The sequence below is a fragment of the Nocardioides alkalitolerans genome (assembly GCA_038184435.1).
In the GTDB taxonomy this organism is placed as follows: Bacteria; Actinomycetota; Actinomycetes; order Propionibacteriales; family Nocardioidaceae; genus Nocardioides; species Nocardioides alkalitolerans_A.
This window is the reverse complement of the sequence record CP116227.1, coordinates 3,155,054-3,173,189: the sequence shown is the minus strand read 5'-3', so window position 1 is coordinate 3,173,189 and position 18,136 is coordinate 3,155,054. Positions and strand designations below refer to the sequence as shown.

Here is an 18,136-nt window from a genome sequence, read left to right as displayed (position 1 = left end):
GGTTGAGTCCCATGACCAACCTGTCGTCCCTGCTCGAGGGCTCCGCGCAGCAGTTCCCCACCCGCACCGCGATCATCCTCGGCGACACCCGCCTGAGCTACGCCCAGGTGGACGGTGCCGCCAACCAGGTCGCGAACCTGCTCGTCTCCCGGGGCATCAAGCCGGGCGACAAGGTGGCGCTGACCTGCCCCAACCTGCCGTACTTCTCGATCGTCTACTACGGCATCCTCAAGGCCGGCGCGACGGTGGTGCCCCTCAACGTGCTGCTCAAGGCCCGCGAGATCGCCTACCACCTCGACGACTCCGACGCGAAGGCCTACTTCTGCTTCCAGGGCACGCCGGAGCTGCCGATGGGCACCGAGGGCAAGGCGGGCTTCGACCAGACGCCCGGCGCGGAGCACTTCTTCGTGATCACGGCCGACCCGGCCGCTCCGTCGCCGATCGAGGGCGCGGAGACGTTCGCCCAGGCCCTCGCCGGCCAGGCCCCGACGTTCGAGTCCGTCGCCACCGACGACGGCGACACGGCGGTCATCCTCTACACGTCGGGCACGACCGGCCAGCCGAAGGGCGCCGAGCTCAGCCACTCCAACATGCTGTCGAACGCGCTGGTGAGCGAGCAGCTCTTCGGCGCGAACGCGGACGAGCCCGACACCTACCTGTGCGTGCTGCCGCTCTTCCACTCCTTCGGCCAGACGGTCATCCAGAACAGCGCGTTCGCCTTCGGCGGCACCGTCGTCATGCTGCCGCGCTTCGAGGCGCAGCCGGCGCTCGGCCTGATGCTGAAGGAGAAGGTGACCTTCTTCGCCGGCGTGCCGACGATGTACTGGGGCCTCCTCGGCGCGCTCGACGACTCCGTCGACGTCTCGAGCCTCGCCGCCAACCTGCGGGTCGCGGCCGCCGGTGGCTCCGCGCTGCCGAAGGAGGTGCACAAGAACTTCCAGCAGAAGTTCGGCGTCACGATCCTCGAGGGCTACGGCCTCTCCGAGACCTCGCCCGTCGCCTCGTTCTCGCCGTGGGGCGAGGAGCCGCGCGTCGGCTCGATCGGCACCCCCATCCCCGGGGTGGAGATGAAGCTGATCGACGCCGAGTGGAACGAGGTCACCGAGGACGACGCCGTCGGCGAGATCGCGATCAAGGGCCCCAACATCATGAAGGGCTACTACGGCCGGCCCGACGCCACGGCGGCCGCGATCCAGGACGGCTGGTTCCGCTCGGGCGACCTCGGCAAGAAGGACGCCGACGGCTGGTACTACATCGTCGACCGCGCCAAGGACATGATCATCCGGGGCGGCTTCAACGTGTACCCCCGCGAGATCGAGGAGGTGCTGATGACGCACCCCGCCGTCTCCCTCGCCGCGGTCATCGGCGTGCCGCACGAGTCGCACGGCGAGGAGGTCAAGGCGTACGTCATCCTCGACAAGACCGCCGACCCCGTGACCGCCGACGAGCTGGTCGCCTGGGGCAAGGAGCAGTTCGCGGCGTACAAGTACCCGCGCACCGTCGAGATCGTCGAGACCCTCCCGATGACCGCCACCGGCAAGATCCTCAAGCGCGAGCTCGACTGACCGTTCCCCGGCCGCCGGGTTTCTCCGGCGGCCGGGGCGGGAACGACCCTCGCCGGTTCCGCCCCCGACGGGAGAGGGGCGGCGCGACGAGGAGGACCGGATGGTCGACATCGACACCCTGCTGTCCTGGAAGCCGACCGACCTGTCGGCCGTGGGTGACCGGCTGAACGAGGACCGCAGGACGCTCCTGGACCTGCAGGACGAGGTCGACGACGGGTACCCCCCGAGCACGTGGACGGGCGACGGGTCGACGTCGGCGCGCACGAACCACACGCGGCTGCGCGACGACCTCAACGACCTGGTGGCGGAGATCGCCCCGGTCATCACGGCCATCGACACCGCGGCCTCGACGATCCTCGCGGCCCAGCAGAAGGTGGAGGCCGCCCGGCAGACCATCGCTGCGCGCGGCTGGCTCCTGTCGACGGCCGGCGGCCAGGTCCGCGCCGATCCCCCGGCGGGCGCGGAGGAGGGCGACGGCGACCGCGAGGCCGTCCAGGGCGCCGTGGACGAGATCACGACGGCGCTGTCGGACGCGCAGCAGGCGGACGCCGACCTCGCGGCCGTGCTGGGCAGCGCGGAGTCGAACCAGTACGACGGGGGCACCGGCACGCTGTCCGACGCGGGCCTGCCGCCCCACCTCCAGGGGCTCAGCGAGTCGGAGCTCGTCGACTACTTCATGGAGCACCCGGAGGAGACCGCGCCCTACGTCGACCAGCTCTCGACGCAGCAGCAGCAGGCGCTGGGCGAGTCGCTGGCCGGCCAGCTCGAGCGGCTGAACTACGGCGACTGGAACTACGGGGAGCAGGAGACCGACCCCGAGGACTGGCTGACCGACTCCGAGCTGGCCCAGCTCAACGCGCAGCTCGCCGCGTTCGGCCACAACTCGACGGTCGCGACCACCGCGCTCAACCAGATCGGACCGGAGACCTACCTCGAGCTCCAGCAGAACCTGCTCATGCCCCACGGCGACCAGGGCACCGAGCCGCCGACGGTCGGCACCATGGGCGAGTCGCAGCGCCAGCTGGGGGCGCTCCTGGCCGCCGGCACCTCGGGGATCACCGCCGACGGGCAGGCCGGCTCGACCACGCACGTCGCGGAGTCGTGGGTCGACACGCTCGTCGACCACGCCAGCTCGACCGACTACAACTACAACTGGGGCACCGACACGGTCAACGGTCTCCAGCTGCTGGGCGTCGCGGCCGGCGAGCCGGGCCACGGGTCGTACTTCCTCAACCGGCTGGGGTCCGAGGTCGAGCGCTACGAGGTCGAGTACATGGCCGAGAACGGCGGCCACCCGTGGAACCAGTGGTCGACGGGGCCGGACGCCCGGCTCGACTACACGGCGTACGGCGCCGACGACTCCCGCTCGTGGGAGGACTTCATGTACGACGACCGCCTCGACCCGGGCACGCCGAGCGGCTTCGACCCCATGGCGGGCGTCTTCGAGGGCATGTCGCACAACCCCGACGCGGCGCGGGACTTCCTGTCGGGCGACCCCTACGTCGCCGAGGGCCAGGACGCCCCGGCGAACCGGATCGACTACTACCTCAACGACCGCGAGTGGGACATCAGCCCCCACGAGGACGAGTGGGTCACCGGCATGCGCCACTTCGGCGACGCCCTCGTGTCCGCGACGACCGAGTCGCCGACGCCGGTCTCCGCCGACCTCGCCGAGCAGGCGGTCACGGCCGCCCAGGGCGGCGCGCTCGACGACTACCCGTCGCTGCAGCGCGACTACTCCACCATCCTCGGCGCCTACATGCCGGACGTGTACGACGCGTTCAGCGGCCCCGGCGCGCAGGACCTGCAGTCGCAGGGGGACACCAACCCGTGGCTGCCGGGCGAGCAGACCGCCGACATGCGGGCGCGCTTCTCCGAGGCCGAGCTGCGGGACGTGCTCCAGCAGGTCGGCCAGGACGAGACGGCGGGCCAGAACCTCACGGGCGCGGCGACGCTCTACGCCAACTACGGGTACGACGCGGTCTTCAGCGGCGCGGTCGACGCGGGCGCCGAGGGCCAGGACCTCACGGGCCAGTGGAACTCGCGCCTCGACAACGCGATCTCGTCGGTCAACTCCCCGTTCGCCGACGTCGTCGGCTCGCTCGGCGAGGGCTACAGCGAGCACCTGCGGGCGGAGGGCCTGCGCGCCGACCAGGAGGCCAGCAACGCCGGGGACGGCTACTGGCAGGCGGGCGGGTACGTCGCGAACAAGCTCGCCGGCGAGATCCCGTTCGTGGGGGCGGTGGCCCCGGACGTCGTGGACCTCGCGGTCGACGGCATCACAGGCCTCAACGACGTCGACACCACCAACGAGGTGCGCGCCGACATCGGCTCGTACGTCTACAACACCGAGGGCGCGCTGCAGGGCGTGGCGGAGGGTGCGGTCTACCGCAACCTCCCCGTCGACTACCTCCAGCAGTACGCCCCCGAGCTCGTCGGCCCCGACGGCCGGGCGGTGCCGATGAACGAGTGGACCCAGGCCCAGGCCGACGCGTGGGCCGGCCTCAACGGCACGAGCGGCCCCGGTGGCGTGGCCGGCCAGCTCTCCAGCGACCTCGCCGACCAGCTCGACGGGTCGGCCAGCCAGACGGAGCGCCAGGACGGCAACTGAGCCGGTCCCGGCAGGAGGAGGAACAGGCATGACCGTGGCAATGGTCCGTTCGGACATCCAGAGCGCGGCGGAGCGGATCGGGGCGGCCGGCGAGGCCGTCGACGGGTTGTCCGCCGGCGAGCACGCCGGCCAGATCGCGGCGGCGCTGCCGGGCTCGACCTCGGGCCCCGCGTCGTCGACGCTGCAGTCCACCTGGACGCAGGAGTACAACGGCTGGGCCCGCCGGGTGCGGGAGCACGCCCAGGCGATGCAGGACGCCGCGGCGGACCTGGAGGAGACCGACATCACGGTCGCCGCCGGCATGCGGCCCGGCGTGCCCCAGCCCATCTGATGGCACCACGTCGGTCGGTCGTCGGCACGGCCGTGTCGATCGCCGTCGCGGTCGTGGTGGTCGCGGTGATCGGCGTCGTGGCCCTGGTGCGCGGCGACGGGGCGGAGGAGCCGGAGGTGCCGGAGGCGCTCGCCCGGGCGGCCGAGCGCGCCACCGTCGACCTCTTCGACGGGGGCGACGGGCTGCCCGCGGACGACGCGGAACGGTTGCGGGCCGTCCTGGTCGAGACCCCGTGGTCGGGCGAGCAGGCGGCGCGGGTGGCCACCGCGCTGCCCTACGCCCTGGCGCCCGACGGAGATGCGGAGGACCCCGCGAGCCTGCTGACGACCGCCGTGACGGTCGTCGGCGACGCCGACGACATCCAGCCCGCGCTCGCGGACGCGTTGCTGGCGACGCTCGCCCGGTGGCCGTCCGCCCTCCACGCCACGCTGGGCGGTGCGGCACCGGCCGGCTCGGGTCGCGCCGGTGCCGGAGCACCCGACCTCCCCCGCGACGACCTGCTGCGGGCCATCGCCGTGGCGACGCGCGAGGGCGGCGGTGGGCAGCTCTTCGCCACCGCGTACGGCGCGTGGGCGGCCGACGTGTTCCGCGGCGACCTCGAGGCGGCCGTCGCGGACGCCGGCGCGCTCGATGCCTCGGTGGTCGAGGGCGCGGGATCGGCCTACGTCGGCGCGGTGCGGGTCGCCGAGGCGGTGCGCGACGGCGCGTGCACCGACGGGGTCGACTGCTGGATGGTCGAGGACGCACTCGAGAACGCTCTGGCGCCGCAGCTCCTGCAGGTCGTCGTCGACGCCTACTACCCGGACTACGTGCCGCCGGGGCTCTCCGACGCCGACGGTCGTCCGATCCGTCTCGACCTCGCGACGATGACGCCCGACGAGCGTGCGGCGTACCGCGCGTTCTACGCGAGCGTGTCCGCCGCGACCCCGCTCCTGTCGGAGCTCGGGGAGATCTGAGCGAGGCTCAGGCGAACGGGTTCGGCAGCGCTCCGGGGAGGTCGGCGAGGAGCTCGCGGGCGCGGGCCGCGTGCTTGTGCTCGACCAGCACCTCGTAGCGGGTCGCGACCACCGAGCTGACCGAGCTGAAGTCGCGGCGGCCGCCGGTCGCGGCGTACCCGATCACCGCCCAGACCACGCTGAACGCGACACCGAGGAGCACGGTGGACAGCAGGATCGCGCCCAGGCTCTGCTCGACGAAGAACGAGAAGATGAGGCCGAGGAACAGGCCGAGCCACGCGCCGGAGATCGCGCCGGCGGCGGCGACCTTCGGGTAGGTGAGCCGGCCGGTGACCCGCTCGACCTGCTTGAGGTCGGTGCCGACGATCATGCAGTTCTCGACGGGGAACTCGGCGTCGGAGAGGTGGTCGACGGTGCGCTGGGCGGCGGCGTAGTCCTCGTAGACGGCCAGCGACTGCGGGAACTCGAGGGTCAGGGCGCCGGCGGCGCCGGGCGGGACGCGGTTGGACATGCCTCCAGTGTGCCGCGCGCCCCCAGATCAGGGCAGGGTGCGCAGCGTCTCCACGACCGTGCGCGCGAAGACGGCGCCGCCCTGCTCGCCGGGGTGGATGCCGTCGGAGGCGAAGTCGGTGACCTGGGCGGCGGCCTGGTCCCAGCGGGCGAGCCCGACCCAGGGGTGCGCCGTCACGAAGGCCTGGAGCTTGCGGTTGACCTCGGGCATCCAGGGGCGGTCGCCGTGGGCGGTGACGAGCACCAGCCGGTGTCCCTCGCCCATGGCCGCGACGATCGCGCTCAGGTCGCGGCTGCTGATGTCGCCGTTCGTGCCGAGCGCGACGACGAGGTAGGGCCGCAGCCGGCCCGCCTCCCGCAGCGCGGTGACGATCGCGGGTGCCTCGGCGAGCTGGCGTCCGACGGCGGCGTCGACGCCGACGCCGGGCAGCTCCGCCACGAGACCGGGGGCCGCGGCGAGGGTGACGGAGTCGCCGATGACGACGGTCTGCGCGCCGATCTCGGCAGGGGACGCGTCCGCCAGCGCGGGCGGCGCCGGTTGCTCCGCCTCGGGCGACGGCTCCGCCGCCGGGCCGTCCTCCAGCGACGCCCCGGCGTCGGCCAGCGCGTCCTGCCCGGTCGCGACGAGGCTCTCCACCTGGCCGCGGTCCGGCGCCTGGCGCAGGCCCTGTCCGGCGAGGAGGGCGAGGACCGCGAGGCCGACGACGAGCACGACACCGCGGGGGAGCAGGTCCGCCCGCACCACGCGCCAGGCCCTCCGCGCGGCGCCGCGGAAGCCGTGCCGCAGGACCGGGCGCTCGACGTACCGCCAGCTCAGCGAGGCCGCCGCGAGGGTGAGGTAGACCGTCAGGGCGCCCCGCAGCATCCCGGAGCTGTCGGGGAACGCGCCGCGCAGCAGCACGAGCACGGGCCAGTGCCACAGGTAGATCCCGTAGCTCCGCTCGCCGAGCCACACGACGGGACGGACGACGAGCACCGCGCGGACCGGTCCGCCGCCGCGGACGACGAGCCCGACGAGGAGCAGGGCCGTCGCCAGGGCGACGGCGGCGATGCCGCCCCGGTAGGTCAGGTCGAGGTCGTCGCGCAGCCTCGCCATGGCGAGGAGCACGGCGAGCGCTGCCGCGATCGGTACGACGGGGTGCGTCAGCGCGCGCTGCACGGCGGCCACCCGGGGGGTGCGCGGCGTGCCCGTCAAGAGGGGCACCGCGAGCGCGGCGGCCGCGCCGAGCAGGAGGCCGAAGCCGTGGGTGTCGGTGCCGAAGTAGAGCCGGCTCGGGTCCTGGCCGGGTGTGTGGAGCCACGCCATGGCGCCGGCACTGGCGGCGGCCGCGGCGAGCACGACGACGACCCGGGTGCGGGGGCGCCGGACCGCGACGAGGAGGAGCGCGAGGAGCAGCGGCCAGACGAGGTAGAACTGCTCCTCCACCGCCAGGGACCACAGGTGCTGCAGCAGTGGCGGGTCGGTGTGCTCGAAGTACGAGAACTCGGCGCTCGCCTGGAACCAGTTGCTGGTGAAGGTCAGCGCCGACAGCACCTGCTCCCGCAGGCGCCCGCTCACGACGGGGCCGACGAGCGCCGCGGCCGCGGCGACGGCGAGGAGCAGGGTCAGGAGGGCGGGCAGGAGACGCTGGGCGCGCCGTACCCAGAACCGGACCAGGCCCGGGCCGTCCTCGGTCCGGCGCTGGTGGACCAGGCTCGCCGTGATGACGAAGCCGGAGATCACGAAGAAGACGTCGACGCCGAGGTAGCCGCCGGGCACCAGCGTCGGGAAGAGGTGGTAGAGCACCACGGCCGTGACCGCGACCCCGCGGAGCCCGTCGATGGCGCGCACCCGCGGCGGGTGGGGCGTGCCGGCGGGCTGGGGGCTCGTGTGCGGGTCGACCGCCGGGGCCGCCCCGGCCGCCGGACGCGGCGCGGGACCGGCCTCGGGCGACCGCTGGAGGGTGGCGGTGGGAGGAGTCATGGGGGAGGGGAGCACCTGGGGTCGGGGAGGCTGACAACCCGATCGAGTTTCGCACAGGACGTGCGGCCGGCACATCTCCCCCGCGACCGTGTCCCGCTGGTCGGGCGTGGGTCGCGGCGGGACTAGGATGGCCCCCGGTAACCCCCCAGCAGCAGCCCTCGCAGCAACCCCCAGCACCTCCAGGAGCGCCCCGTGGCCCGTGTGGTCGTCGACGTCATGCCCAAGCCCGAGATCCTCGACCCGCAGGGCAAGGCGGTGGCCGGCGCCCTGCCGCGCCTCGGCTTCACCGGCATCAGCGAGGTCCGCCAGGGCAAGCGCTTCGAGCTCGAGGTCGCCGAGGTCACCGACGAGGTGCTCGCGCAGGTCCACGAGGCCGCCGAGAAGCTGCTCTCCAACCCCGTGATCGAGAACTTCACGGTGCGCGTGGAGGACCAGGCGTGAGGATCGGCGTCGTCACCTTCCCCGGCTCGCTCGACGACGTCGACGCGCAGCGCGCGGTCCGCATCGGCGGCAACGAGGCCGTGGCGCTCTGGCACGGCGACGAGGACCTCCGCGGCGTCGACGCGATCGTCCTGCCGGGCGGTTTCTCCTACGGCGACTACCTGCGGTGCGGCGCCATCTCGCGCTTCTCGCCGGTCATGACCTCCGTGGTGGAGGCAGCCGGGAAGGGCATGCCCGTCCTCGGCATCTGCAACGGCTTCCAGGTGCTCTGCGAGTCCCACCTGCTCCCCGGCGCGCTGATCCGCAACGACCACCGCAAGTTCATCTGCCGCGACCAGCGCCTGCGCATCGAGAACGCGTCGACGGCGTGGACCTCGGCGTACGAGGCCGGTCAGGAGATCACGGTCGTCCTCAAGAACGGCGAGGGGGCGTACGTCGCGGACGAGGCGACGCTCGACCGCCTGGAGGGCGAGGGCCAGGTCGTGGCGCGCTACGTGGGCAACCCCAACGGGTCGCAGCGCGACATCGCCGGCGTCACCAACGTCGCGGGCAACGTCGTCGGCCTCATGCCGCACCCCGAGCACGCGGTGGAGGACCTCACCGGGCCGGGCACGGACGGCCTCGGCTTCTTCACGTCGCTCGTCGAGCGCGCGTTCGCCTGAGTCGTCACCACGGATCGGCGATCTACGACACGACGTCGTAGGATGCGGGCCATGTCGCCCCGCCGCCTGTTCCGCGTCGTCGCCGTCACCGAGGCCTGCACCTGGGCCCTCCTGCTCGCCGGGATGTTCCTGAAGTACGTCACGGAGACGACCGAGGCGGTCGTCAGCGTCGGCGGCATGCTCCACGGCATCGCGTTCATCGCGTTCCTGCTGACGACGATCGTCGTCGCGCAGGACCAGCGGTGGTCGTTCCGCCGGACCATCACGGGCCTCGCCTCCGCGATCCCGCCCTTCTTCACCATCTGGTTCGACCTCGCGACGGAGCGGAAGGGCCTGCTCGGCGACACGTGGCGGCTGGCGAGCGAGCCGGCGTCCGGTGGCCTCGAGAAGCCGGTCTCGTGGCTGGTGCGCAAGCCGCTGCAGGGCCTGGCCGCCGGCGTCGTCGCCGTCGCGGTGCTGACCGGCCTGGCGCTCCTCGCGGGTCCGCCGGTCGGCTGAGGCTGGCTGAGGTCGGCTGAGCCGGGCTGAGGTCGGCAGGCCTCAGGCCACCCTCAGCAAGGCGCGTCACCCTCGGGGGATGGGTCGCCCGCGTCGTACCGTCCTCGTCACCTCCCGCTGGGTCGCCTCCGCCGCCGTGATGGCCGCGATGGCGACCGGAACGGCGGCCACCTCCACGGAGGAGGGGCCGGCGGGCTCGCGTGGTCCCACGCCCGCGGCTTCAGCCGCCGTCTCAGCCGCCGGCCATGCGTCCGAGGCGCTCGGCGAGGGCAGCGGCGGCGGTGCGGAGCCCGGGCGGGTCGAGGAGCTCCAGCGGGGCGTCGATCTCCGCAAGGCGTAGCACCATCCACTCCAGGTCGTCCGCCCCCGCCACGATCCGCGTCCACCCGGGCTCGGGGTCCGGCTCGGCCCGGGCGGTCTGGGGTCCGAGCAGCTCGCGCACCTCGTCGAGCGGGAGCGCGACGCGCGCCGTGGCGACGAACCGGTACGGCGAGGCCGTGACGCTGCTGTGCACGTACGTCGCGGGATCCGGGTGCGGCGGACGGCTGCAGCGCCAGGTCGTGACGACGAGGTCGCCGATCCGGTCGACGCGGAAGGTGCGCCAGGCGTCGCGGTCGGTGTCCCAGGCGAGCAGGTACCACCGACGACCGGTGGCGACGAGGCCCGAGGGCTCGACGTCGCGCTCCGTGGGCCCGCCGCCGGGCCGGGCGTAGGCGAAGCGGACCCGCACGCGGTCGCGGGTGGCGCCCGCCAGCCGCATGAGCGTGCCGCCGTCGACCTGCACGCCGCCCCGCTCCAGGGTGGCCGTCGTCTCCGCCATGGCGCGCACCTCGGCGCGCAGGCGGGGCGGCAGCACCTGGTCGAGCTTGGCGAGGGTGCGGAGGGTTGCGTCGGCGGCGCCCGCAACGGTGCCGCCGGCCGCGAGCAGCAGCGACACGGTCGTCGCGATGGCCTCGTCCGGCGCGAGCAGCAGCGGCGGCAGCGCGGCGCCCGCGCCCAGCTGGTAGCCGCCGCCCACGCCCTGGGCCGCGTTGACGGGGTAGCCGAGGTCGCGCAGGCGGGCGACGTCGCGCCGTACGCAGCGGTCGGTGACCCCGAGCTCCGCCGCGAGCTCGGGACCCGTCCACGTGCGGCGCTGCTGCAGCAGGCCGAGCAGGCGCAGCACCCGCTCCGTGGTCGTCTCCGGCACGGTCGAATCTTGCCACCGATAGCGGACCGAAGTGTTCCTGAATTGCTGCGACGGTGGGGTCATGGACATCGAGCAGCGGTACGTCAGGTGGGGTGGGTTGCTCCCGACGGGGGCGTCGTCGGAGGCTGGCGGGCGAGCGGCGCCGCAGCGCGGGGTCGTGGTGCCGCGGCGCGTGCGGCGGCCGGTCCGACGGAAGGAGCAGGGCTGATGGCGGTGACGGTGCAGGTGACCTTCGACTGCGGGGACCCCGGGGCGTTGAGCGCCTTCTGGGCGGCGGCGACGGGCTACGAGATCGATCCGCCCCCGGCGGGGTTCCCCAGCTGGGAGGCGGCGCTCGACGCCTGGGGCGTGCCGCCCGAGCGGCGCAACGACGCCTCGGCGTGCAGCGACCCCGCCGGGGTCGGGCCGCGGTTCTACTTCCAGCGGGTGCCCGAGGGGAAGACGGTCAAGAACCGGCTGCACCTCGACCTGCGCGCCGCGCCGGGGCTCGAGGGCGACGAACGGATGGCGGCGCTCGAGGCCGAGGCCGAGCGGTTGGTGGCGCTGGGCGCGACCCGCGTCGAGCGCCACGAGGCGGAGCCGGGTCTGGGCAAGGGGCACGTCGTGATGCGCGACCCCGAGGGCAACGAGTTCTGCCTCGACTGAGCGGGCCGGGTGTGTCCTCCTGGTCCAGACCGGTGGGGCCGGATCGGGTCTGCTGAGCGCCGATCCATCAATTCGACCGCGGTGCAGTGCCACCTCCTCCTAGGCTTCCTGAGAATTTTCTGAGGAGAGGGAACACATGCGCACCACCACCACGACCGGCGTCGTCGCCGTCGCCGCGCTGGCTTTCGGCGGGCTCGCGACCGCGCCCGCCCAGGCGGCGGCGCCGGGCGACATCACGATCAGCGGCCCGACCTACCCGAAGCCCCAGGCCGGTGACACCGAGTGGTCGCCCTACGTCTCGGAGACCTGCGGGTTCGAGGTGACGTTCGAGGACGCGACGCCGGCGGCCGACTACGACGTCACGGTCGCCAGCGCGGCCACGCCGAGCACGCCGCTCGACCTGGTGAACTGGGTCGAGTACGACAGCGAGGGCTTCGGCGCGGCGGGCGTCGACTGCGGCTACGGCGACGAGGTCCTCGTCGACGGTGAGACCTACCTGGTCACGGTGCACGAGTACTCCGCGCGCGGCGCGAAGCTCGGGTCCACCACCTCCGAGATCGCGTACGACGAGGTCGGCGCGCCGCTGGACGCCTGGGTCGCCGTCGACGGCCAGCGCGCCGGTGACACCCTGCCGACCGCCCGCGCGATCGACATCGCCTACGAGGGCGCCTGGGAGGAGGGCTCGACCTTCACCACGCGCGTGAGCATCGTCCCGCGCGAGGTCGTCGACAGCGACTGGGAGGTCGACGAGGACCCGTTCGTCGACGTGCTCAACCGCACCGTCACGGGCTCCGCGCCGGTGTCGCGCTTCTCGCTGCCCCACCACCTGGGCGGCGACTACGTCTTCGTGTCGGTCCGCGCCGACAAGCCGGGCAAGGCGCCGGTCTACGTGGCCTTCGAGGAGCCGTTCGAGATCGTCACCTCCCCGGCCACCTCGACGGTGCCGTCGGGCTGGATCACCTCGCCGGGCACGAAGTCGGGCAAGGCGTACGTCGGCTCGGCCGTCGGCGTCTCCGCCCCGACGATCACGCACACCGGCAAGGTGGCGGAGGTCACGACCTACTACCAGTGGTTCCTCGACGGCAAGAAGATCCCTGGCGCGACCAAGCGCACCTACGTGCCGCCGACGCAGGCCCTCGGTCGCCAGCTCACGCTGGGCATCCAGTTCTCCGCGCCGGGCTACTTCGCCCGCAGCGGCTCGTTCGGCTTCGGCACCGTGGGCCAGCGCTCCGTCCCTGCCGGCTGGATCAAGGCCCCGGCCGTGAAGTCCGGTGCCCCCCGCGTCGGTCGCGTCTCCTCGGTCTCGGGTCCGACGCTGACCCCGACCGCCGTCTCGTCGGGCGCCAAGGTCCACTACCAGTGGTTCGTCGACGGCCAGAAGGTCCCCGGCGCCACGTCGCGCTCCTGGACGCCGACCGCGGCCACCCGCGGCAAGACCCTCACGCTCGGCATCGCGGTCAGCAAGCCGACGTGGAAGTCGCTCAACCAGACGGTGTCGTTCGGCCGCATCGGCTGACGCACCACCCCTGGGCCCGTGGCCCCAGCGCGCCGTTCCCCGACGCGCTGGGGCCACGGTGCGTTCCCCCGGACTCGATCCTGGCCGGGGCGGTCCAGACCAGCGCGCCGGATCGCCCGCGTCGTACGCCTCCGTGCCCTACCGTGCGCAGCACGAGCCCGGTGCGCGTCGCGCCGGGCTCCTCACGTCGAGGGGGAACTCATGCGCACCATCGTCAGGTCCGGCGTCGTCGTCGCCGGCACCGCGGCTCTCGCAGCCAGCGGTCTCACGCTCGTCGGGCCGGCCCAGGCCGACCCGGCCGGGCTCGCGATCACGGACATCGACTACCTGACGGTGGACGACATCCCGGAGGAGATCCCCGACGAGGTCTTCCTGCCCTACGTCGCGCCCTTCTGCGGGGTGCTGCTCGAGTTCGACGACGCGACCCCGGGGTCGTCCTACCGCCTGCGGCTGTCGCCGGAGAGTGCCGTGGACGCCGAGGCGTACTGGGACCCCGAGGAGCGTGTCGGCTACGGCTGGATCGACTGCGGCTTCGGTGACGACGTCCTCGTCGACGGCCAGACCTACACGGTCACGATCGAGCAGCTCGGCATCCGCGGCCGCGTGGTCGAGTCGACGAGCACGGAGTTCACGTACGACGAGGTCGACAGCCCGGTGGACGCGCGGCTCGAGGTGGCGGGACAGGCCGTCGACGAGGAGCTGCCCACCGGCAAGCCGATCGACATCGCGTTCGACGGCGCCTGGGAGGAGGGCACGACCTTCCACACCCGCGTCGTGACGGTGTCGGAGGAGGACTGGGACTACTGGGGCTGGGGCTTCGACAGCGACTTCCGCACGGCCGACCGCCCGGCGGTCGCGGCGGCCGCCCGTGCTGCCGCGCGCGACGAGGACGGCGTCGCCGTCGTGGTCGTCGACGGCGAGGAGACGGAGCTGCCCTTCGACCTCGTCGTCGACGAGGTCACCACGGGCGCGCCCGTGACCCGCTTCGTGCTGCCCCACACCGCCGGCGACAGCCTGGCCTTCGTCTCCATCCGCGCGGAGAAGGCCGACCGCGGCTCCGTCTACCTGGGCTGGGACGAGCCGTGGTGGGTCGTCACCTCCGACCCGGTCGCGCAGTTCCCGTCCGGCTGGATCAAGAACGCGGGTCGCAAGTCCGGCGCCCCCGTCGCGGGCTCGTCGGTGGGTGTCACCCCGGCGGTCCTCACGCACACGGGCGCGGTGTCCGGCGTGACGGCCAACTACCAGTGGTTCCTGGACGGCGCGCGGATCCCCGGGGCCACGAAGCGCACCTACGTGCCGCCGGCGCAGACGGTCGGCCGTCACCTGACCCTCGGCATCCAGCTCACCGCGCCGGGCTACTTCCCGCGCAACGGCTCCTTCGACTTCGGTCGTGTGGGCCAGCGCTCCGTGCCCGCCGGCTGGGTGGCCGCGCCCGCGATCCGCTCCGGCGCCCCCCGCGTCGGCCGGGTCTCGTCGGTCACCGGGCCCGCGCTGACCGCGACCGCCGTCTCGTCGGGCGCGACGGTCTACTACCAGTGGTTCGCCGACGGCGCGAAGGTGCCGGGCGCGCGGTCGGCCTCGTGGACGCCCACCGCGGCGTACCGGGGCAAGAACCTCACCCTCGGGATCGCCATCGCCAAGCCGGCGTGGAAGTCGCTGCACCAGACGGTGTCGTTCGGTCGCATCGGCTGACCGTCCGCCTCGCCGTACGTCGCGGGCTTCAGCCCAGGCGTACGGCGAGGACGGCGACGTCGTCGTCCTCGAAGGGCCCGAGGGCCGTCAGCACGTGGTCGCACAGGGCGTCGGGATCGGCGTCCGGTCCGGCGCCGGCGTCACCGACGGCGACGCGCAGGCGCTCGATGCCCTGGTCGAGCAGCTCCCCGCGGCGCTCGACGAGCCCGTCGGTGTAGAGCAGCAGGGTCGACCCGGCCGGCAGGACCGCCTCGAGGTCGCGGCGCACCGTGGCGGGGTCGATGCCGAGCAGCATCTCGCCCCCGGGGTCGAGCAGCGACGCCGTGCCGTCGGGCCCGAGCAGCACGGGCGGCGGGTGGCCGGCGTTGGCCCAGCGGATCGTGTAGCCCGCGTCGCCGTCGAGCTGCTCGACGGCGACCTCGGCGAGGAGGAAGGTCGCGACGGCGCCCACCTCGAAGTGCTCGATCGCCTGGTCGAGCAGCTCGGTCATCCGGGCCGGGCTGGGCCGACCGCCGGCGCCGGCGGTCGCGAGCGCGATGCCGCGCACCAGGCTGCGCAGCTGGCCCATCGCCGCGGCCGCGCGGCCGTCGTGCCCGGCCACGTCGCCGATGGTCACCACCAGCGGACCCTCGGGCAGCGGGAACGTGTCGTGCCAGTCGCCGCCGACCTCCTGCCGGGCCGAGGCCGGCACGTAGCGGCTCGCCGTGCGGGCCCCCTCGACCTGGGGGGCGTCGTGGCGGGAGGCGAGCATCGCCGTCTGCAGCTCGAGGGACAGGGCCCGGTCGCTGGCGGCGTCGGCCCGCTCGCCCTGGAGGCCACGGATGCGGATCACCGCGGCGGAGATCGAGTCGGCGACGACCTGCAGGAACGGGCCGAGGTCCTCGTCGGTCGCGGCGTCGCCCCGGCAGACCAGGATGGTCTGCTCCTGCAGCCAGGCGGCGGAGCCGAGCGAGCTCACGCGGACCGCGCCCGGCGGACGAGCCTGATCCTCCTTCGGCTCCCACGCCACGATGCCGTGCCCGGGCCCGACGCCGTCGGGGTGCGTCCACCAGCGGTCTGCACCCGGGACGGCGCTCTCCTCCGCGGCGGTCCGGGTCCCTCCCACCTCGCCGGTGACGGCGACGACCGTGCGCGTGCCGGGCGCGGCGGCCTCCGTGACCGGCACCGGCATCCGCAGGTCGACGACCTCGACGGCGGGCAGCTCGGTGCGGAGCAGCCCGAGAGCGGCGACGCGCAGGGTGAGCAGCGACTGCGCCCCGGCGGTCGCGTTGCCGAGGGCGTTGAGCAGCTGCAGGCGGCGCTGGGCGAGGACCTGACGGGTGGTCTCGATCGAGACGCCGTGCACGCCCACGATCGTGCCGTCGAGGTCGCGCACGGGGGAGTAGGCGTAGCTGTACCAGTGGTCCTCGACCCGCCCGTGGCGCTGCACCGGCACGAGTGCGTCCTCGAGCCGGGCGGACCGCCCGTGCTCGAGCACGTCGGCGATGAGCGGCCCGACCTGGTCCCACGACTCCGGGAACGAGGCCTCGGCCGGTTGGCCCAGGATCACGGGGTGGCGGTCGCCGAGCACGCCCGCGATGGCGTCGTTGTAGAAGTACGTGCGCTCGTCCCCCCAGAAGAGCACCGACGGGATCGGGGTGGCCAGCACGAGTCGCACCGCGACGACGAGGGCGGGCGACCACGACGAGGGCGGACCGACCGCGGTGGCGGCCCAGTCGACGCGTTCGTACGCCGCGAGCAGGTCAGGGCTCGCCGCTCCTGCGCTCGAGCGCAGGCTCTGGAAGGGCTCCACAGGCGGGATCCTAGGGGCCGCCGGTGACAGCCGGCGGTCAGGCCCGTTCGCCGACGAACCGCAGCTGCGGCCCGGCGAGGCGACGCCAGTAGCCGCGGTCGTGGTCGCCGCGCTCGAACCCGCCTGCGGGTCGCTGGGCGAACCCCGCGACGTACTCCTCGGCGGCGTCGCAGAACGGGTCCCCGAGGCCGCAGTCGACGCGCACCGGGATGCCGTCGAGGTCGCCCTGGCGGCCCATCACCGTCACCGCCTCGAAGTCGGCGGCGTCGTCGAACGCACCCGGCGCGGTGTCGTCGAACTCCCGCCACAGCGCCGGGCTGAGCGCGGCGACGGCGCGCACGCGGTCGGGGCCGAGCAGCCCGGCGAGGCGGAGCGCGCCGAAGCCGCCCATCGACCAGCCGAGGAGGCCGAGACGGCTCGTGTCGAGGCCGCGGTCGGCGAGGAGGGGGAGGTACTCGTCGACGACCATCGCCCCCGGGTCGTCGCGGTCGTCCCCGTCCCGGCGCTCGTGCCAGTAGGCGTTGCCGCCGTCGATGCTGGCGAGCGCCACCGGCGGCATCCCGTCGGCGACGGCCGCGGCGAGGAAGCGGTCGAGGCCGAGGTAGTCGCGGGCGAAGGCCGACGTGTGGTCGGCGCCGCGCGCGTGGAGCACGACGACGAGGGGGAGGCCCTCGGGGCTCGTGCCGGGCGGGGTCGCCAGGCTCCAGCCGACGCGCCGACCGCCCCGGGCGGCCGAGACGAGCTCGCCGCTGACGAGGTCGCCGGGCTCGACGTCGGGGACCTGGCCGTCCTCCCCGTCGAGACCGAGGCGGGAGTAGAGCTGCGCGCGGCCCGGCAGCACGCCCGTCGCGACGCCCGCACCGCCCGCGAGCACGGCCGCGGTGCCGATCCCGGCACCGGTGAGGGCGGCCCTGCGGGTGAGCCTCACGGGCGCCTCACAGCAGCGTCGACCAGTAGTCCCAGAAGCGCTGGAGGATCAGCAGCGCGACGAGCAGGTAGACGAGCACGACGGCGAGCACCGACCAGGCGCGGGCGACGCGGACCGCGCCCGAGCGGGCGATCCCGGCGCCGAGCACGCCGGCCTCGGCGTTGCGCACCGTCACCTGCCAGAACAGCGGCACCATCACGACCCAGACGACCATGCAGTAGGGGCACAGGGCGTTGATCTCGTAGAGGCTCTGGCTGATCAGCCACGCCACGAAGCCGATCCCGAAGGTGACGCCGACCTGCAGCCCGGCCCAGAACCAGCGTGCGTAGGCCGCGCCCGCCAGGACGCCGGCGCCGATCACCGCCACGGCAGGGACGCGGCGACCCCGATCACCGGGTTGGGGAACCCGAAGACCCGCGCCTGCTCCTTGGTCATCACCGAACCGCAGCTCAGCACGGGGTTGAGGCTGCACGAGGGGATGTAGCTCGGGTCCTGCAGCAGCTGGATCCGCTCGAGCAGCAGCGTCACGGCCGCGACGGCGCCGACGACGCCCGCGACGAGCAGGAGCCAACCGATCCTGCGGTCCCGACGACCGGCCTCGTACGCCGCGAGCTCGGCCCGCTCGTCCTCGGTGAGGTCGAGGACGGGGTCGTCGGTCGCGGCGGTCACGCGCGGCAGGGTAGTCGCCGATGCTGAGGGGATGGTGAACTCGGGCCTGCGTCGAGTTGGGTTGTATGGCGCGGCGTGCGCGTCGAGTTGGGTCGTACGGCGCGGCAGGAGCGTCGAGTTGGGTCGTACGGCGCAGGGTGCGGGCCTGTGGATTCGCGGTGGCGGGTG

General features: G+C 73.8%; 17 protein-coding genes. 10 read left to right on the top strand and 7 right to left on the bottom strand.

Going from position 1 to position 18,136, the window contains the following annotated elements:
* The first annotated feature begins 11 nt into the window (after positions 1 to 11).
* The 4 genes from PIR53_15115 (at position 12) to PIR53_15100 (ending at position 5,463) form a co-directional block, all read left to right on the top strand.
* The gene (locus PIR53_15115) at positions 12 to 1,565 is read left to right on the top strand and encodes a long-chain fatty acid--CoA ligase (GenBank protein ID WZH51341.1); all 1,554 of its coding nucleotides are present in this window, start codon (positions 12 to 14) and stop codon (positions 1,563 to 1,565) included.
* 100 nt (positions 1,566 to 1,665) lie between these two features.
* Positions 1,666 to 4,176: a hypothetical protein gene (locus tag PIR53_15110; protein ID WZH51340.1), complete on the top strand. Its 2,511-nt coding sequence runs from the start codon at positions 1,666 to 1,668 to the stop codon at positions 4,174 to 4,176.
* 28 nt (positions 4,177 to 4,204) lie between these two features.
* Positions 4,205 to 4,507: a hypothetical protein gene (locus tag PIR53_15105; protein ID WZH51339.1), complete on the top strand. Its 303-nt coding sequence runs from the start codon at positions 4,205 to 4,207 to the stop codon at positions 4,505 to 4,507.
* A complete protein-coding gene (locus PIR53_15100; protein ID WZH51338.1) occupies positions 4,507 to 5,463 on the top strand; it encodes a hypothetical protein in 957 nt (318 codons plus the stop codon). The genes PIR53_15105 and PIR53_15100 overlap by 1 nt, the downstream gene beginning before the upstream one ends.
* A gap of 7 nt (positions 5,464 to 5,470) precedes the next feature.
* Here the strand turns inward: PIR53_15100 and PIR53_15095 are convergent, their stop codons facing one another.
* Complete coding sequence (locus PIR53_15095; GenBank protein ID WZH51337.1) at positions 5,471 to 5,974, bottom strand: hypothetical protein; 504 nt, start codon at positions 5,972 to 5,974, stop codon at positions 5,471 to 5,473.
* 27 nt (positions 5,975 to 6,001) lie between these two features.
* Positions 6,002 to 7,936: an acyltransferase family protein gene (locus PIR53_15090; protein ID WZH51336.1), complete on the bottom strand. Its 1,935-nt coding sequence runs from the start codon at positions 7,934 to 7,936 to the stop codon at positions 6,002 to 6,004.
* A 192-nt stretch (positions 7,937 to 8,128) separates the two neighbouring features.
* Here PIR53_15090 and purS point away from each other — a divergent pair, with 192 nt between their 5' ends.
* The 3 genes from purS to PIR53_15075 are packed head-to-tail and all read left to right on the top strand — an operon-like array spanning position 8,129 to position 9,537.
* A complete protein-coding gene (gene purS, locus PIR53_15085; GenBank protein ID WZH51335.1) occupies positions 8,129 to 8,377 on the top strand; it encodes a phosphoribosylformylglycinamidine synthase subunit PurS in 249 nt (82 codons plus the stop codon).
* Positions 8,374 to 9,039, top strand: a complete 666-nt coding sequence (gene purQ / locus PIR53_15080; protein WZH51334.1) for a phosphoribosylformylglycinamidine synthase subunit PurQ — start codon at positions 8,374 to 8,376, stop codon at positions 9,037 to 9,039. Before purS ends, purQ begins: the two co-directional genes overlap by 4 nt.
* Positions 9,040 to 9,090: 51 nt before the next feature.
* Entirely contained in the window at positions 9,091 to 9,537 is a 447-nt protein-coding gene (locus PIR53_15075) for a DUF3817 domain-containing protein (GenBank protein ID WZH51333.1), read from the top strand.
* Between the two features lie 232 nt (positions 9,538 to 9,769).
* Here the strand turns inward: PIR53_15075 and PIR53_15070 are convergent, their stop codons facing one another.
* Complete coding sequence (locus PIR53_15070) at positions 9,770 to 10,726, bottom strand: transcriptional regulator (GenBank protein ID WZH51332.1); 957 nt, start codon at positions 10,724 to 10,726, stop codon at positions 9,770 to 9,772.
* 207 nt (positions 10,727 to 10,933) lie between these two features.
* On the opposite strand from PIR53_15070, the gene PIR53_15065 reads away from it, so the two are divergent.
* From PIR53_15065 to PIR53_15055, 3 genes are all read left to right on the top strand, one after another.
* Entirely contained in the window at positions 10,934 to 11,371 is a 438-nt protein-coding gene (locus PIR53_15065; GenBank protein ID WZH51331.1) for a VOC family protein, read from the top strand.
* A 136-nt stretch (positions 11,372 to 11,507) separates the two neighbouring features.
* Complete coding sequence (locus PIR53_15060) at positions 11,508 to 12,887, top strand: hypothetical protein (GenBank protein ID WZH51330.1); 1,380 nt, start codon at positions 11,508 to 11,510, stop codon at positions 12,885 to 12,887.
* Between the two features lie 201 nt (positions 12,888 to 13,088).
* Entirely contained in the window at positions 13,089 to 14,579 is a 1,491-nt protein-coding gene (locus tag PIR53_15055) for a hypothetical protein (protein WZH51329.1), read from the top strand.
* A 28-nt stretch (positions 14,580 to 14,607) separates the two neighbouring features.
* Here PIR53_15055 and PIR53_15050 read toward each other — a convergent pair whose 3' ends face one another.
* From PIR53_15050 to PIR53_15035, 4 genes are read right to left on the bottom strand one after another with little or no spacing between them, the layout of a single operon-like run.
* A complete protein-coding gene (locus PIR53_15050; GenBank protein ID WZH51328.1) occupies positions 14,608 to 16,371 on the bottom strand; it encodes a SpoIIE family protein phosphatase in 1,764 nt (587 codons plus the stop codon).
* 37 nt (positions 16,372 to 16,408) lie between these two features.
* Positions 16,409 to 17,299, bottom strand: coding sequence for an alpha/beta fold hydrolase (locus PIR53_15045; protein ID WZH51327.1), 891 nt, complete (start codon positions 17,297 to 17,299; stop codon positions 16,409 to 16,411).
* Positions 17,300 to 17,306: 7 nt separating this feature from the next.
* Entirely contained in the window at positions 17,307 to 17,666 is a 360-nt protein-coding gene (locus PIR53_15040) for a vitamin K epoxide reductase family protein (GenBank protein WZH51326.1), read from the bottom strand.
* Positions 17,657 to 17,968 carry a vitamin K epoxide reductase family protein gene (locus PIR53_15035; GenBank protein ID WZH51325.1) on the bottom strand — a complete coding sequence of 104 codons (312 nt, stop codon included), beginning with the start codon at positions 17,966 to 17,968 and terminating at the stop codon, positions 17,657 to 17,659. Before PIR53_15035 ends, PIR53_15040 begins: the two co-directional genes overlap by 10 nt.
* Between the last annotated feature and the right edge of the window lie 168 nt (positions 17,969 to 18,136).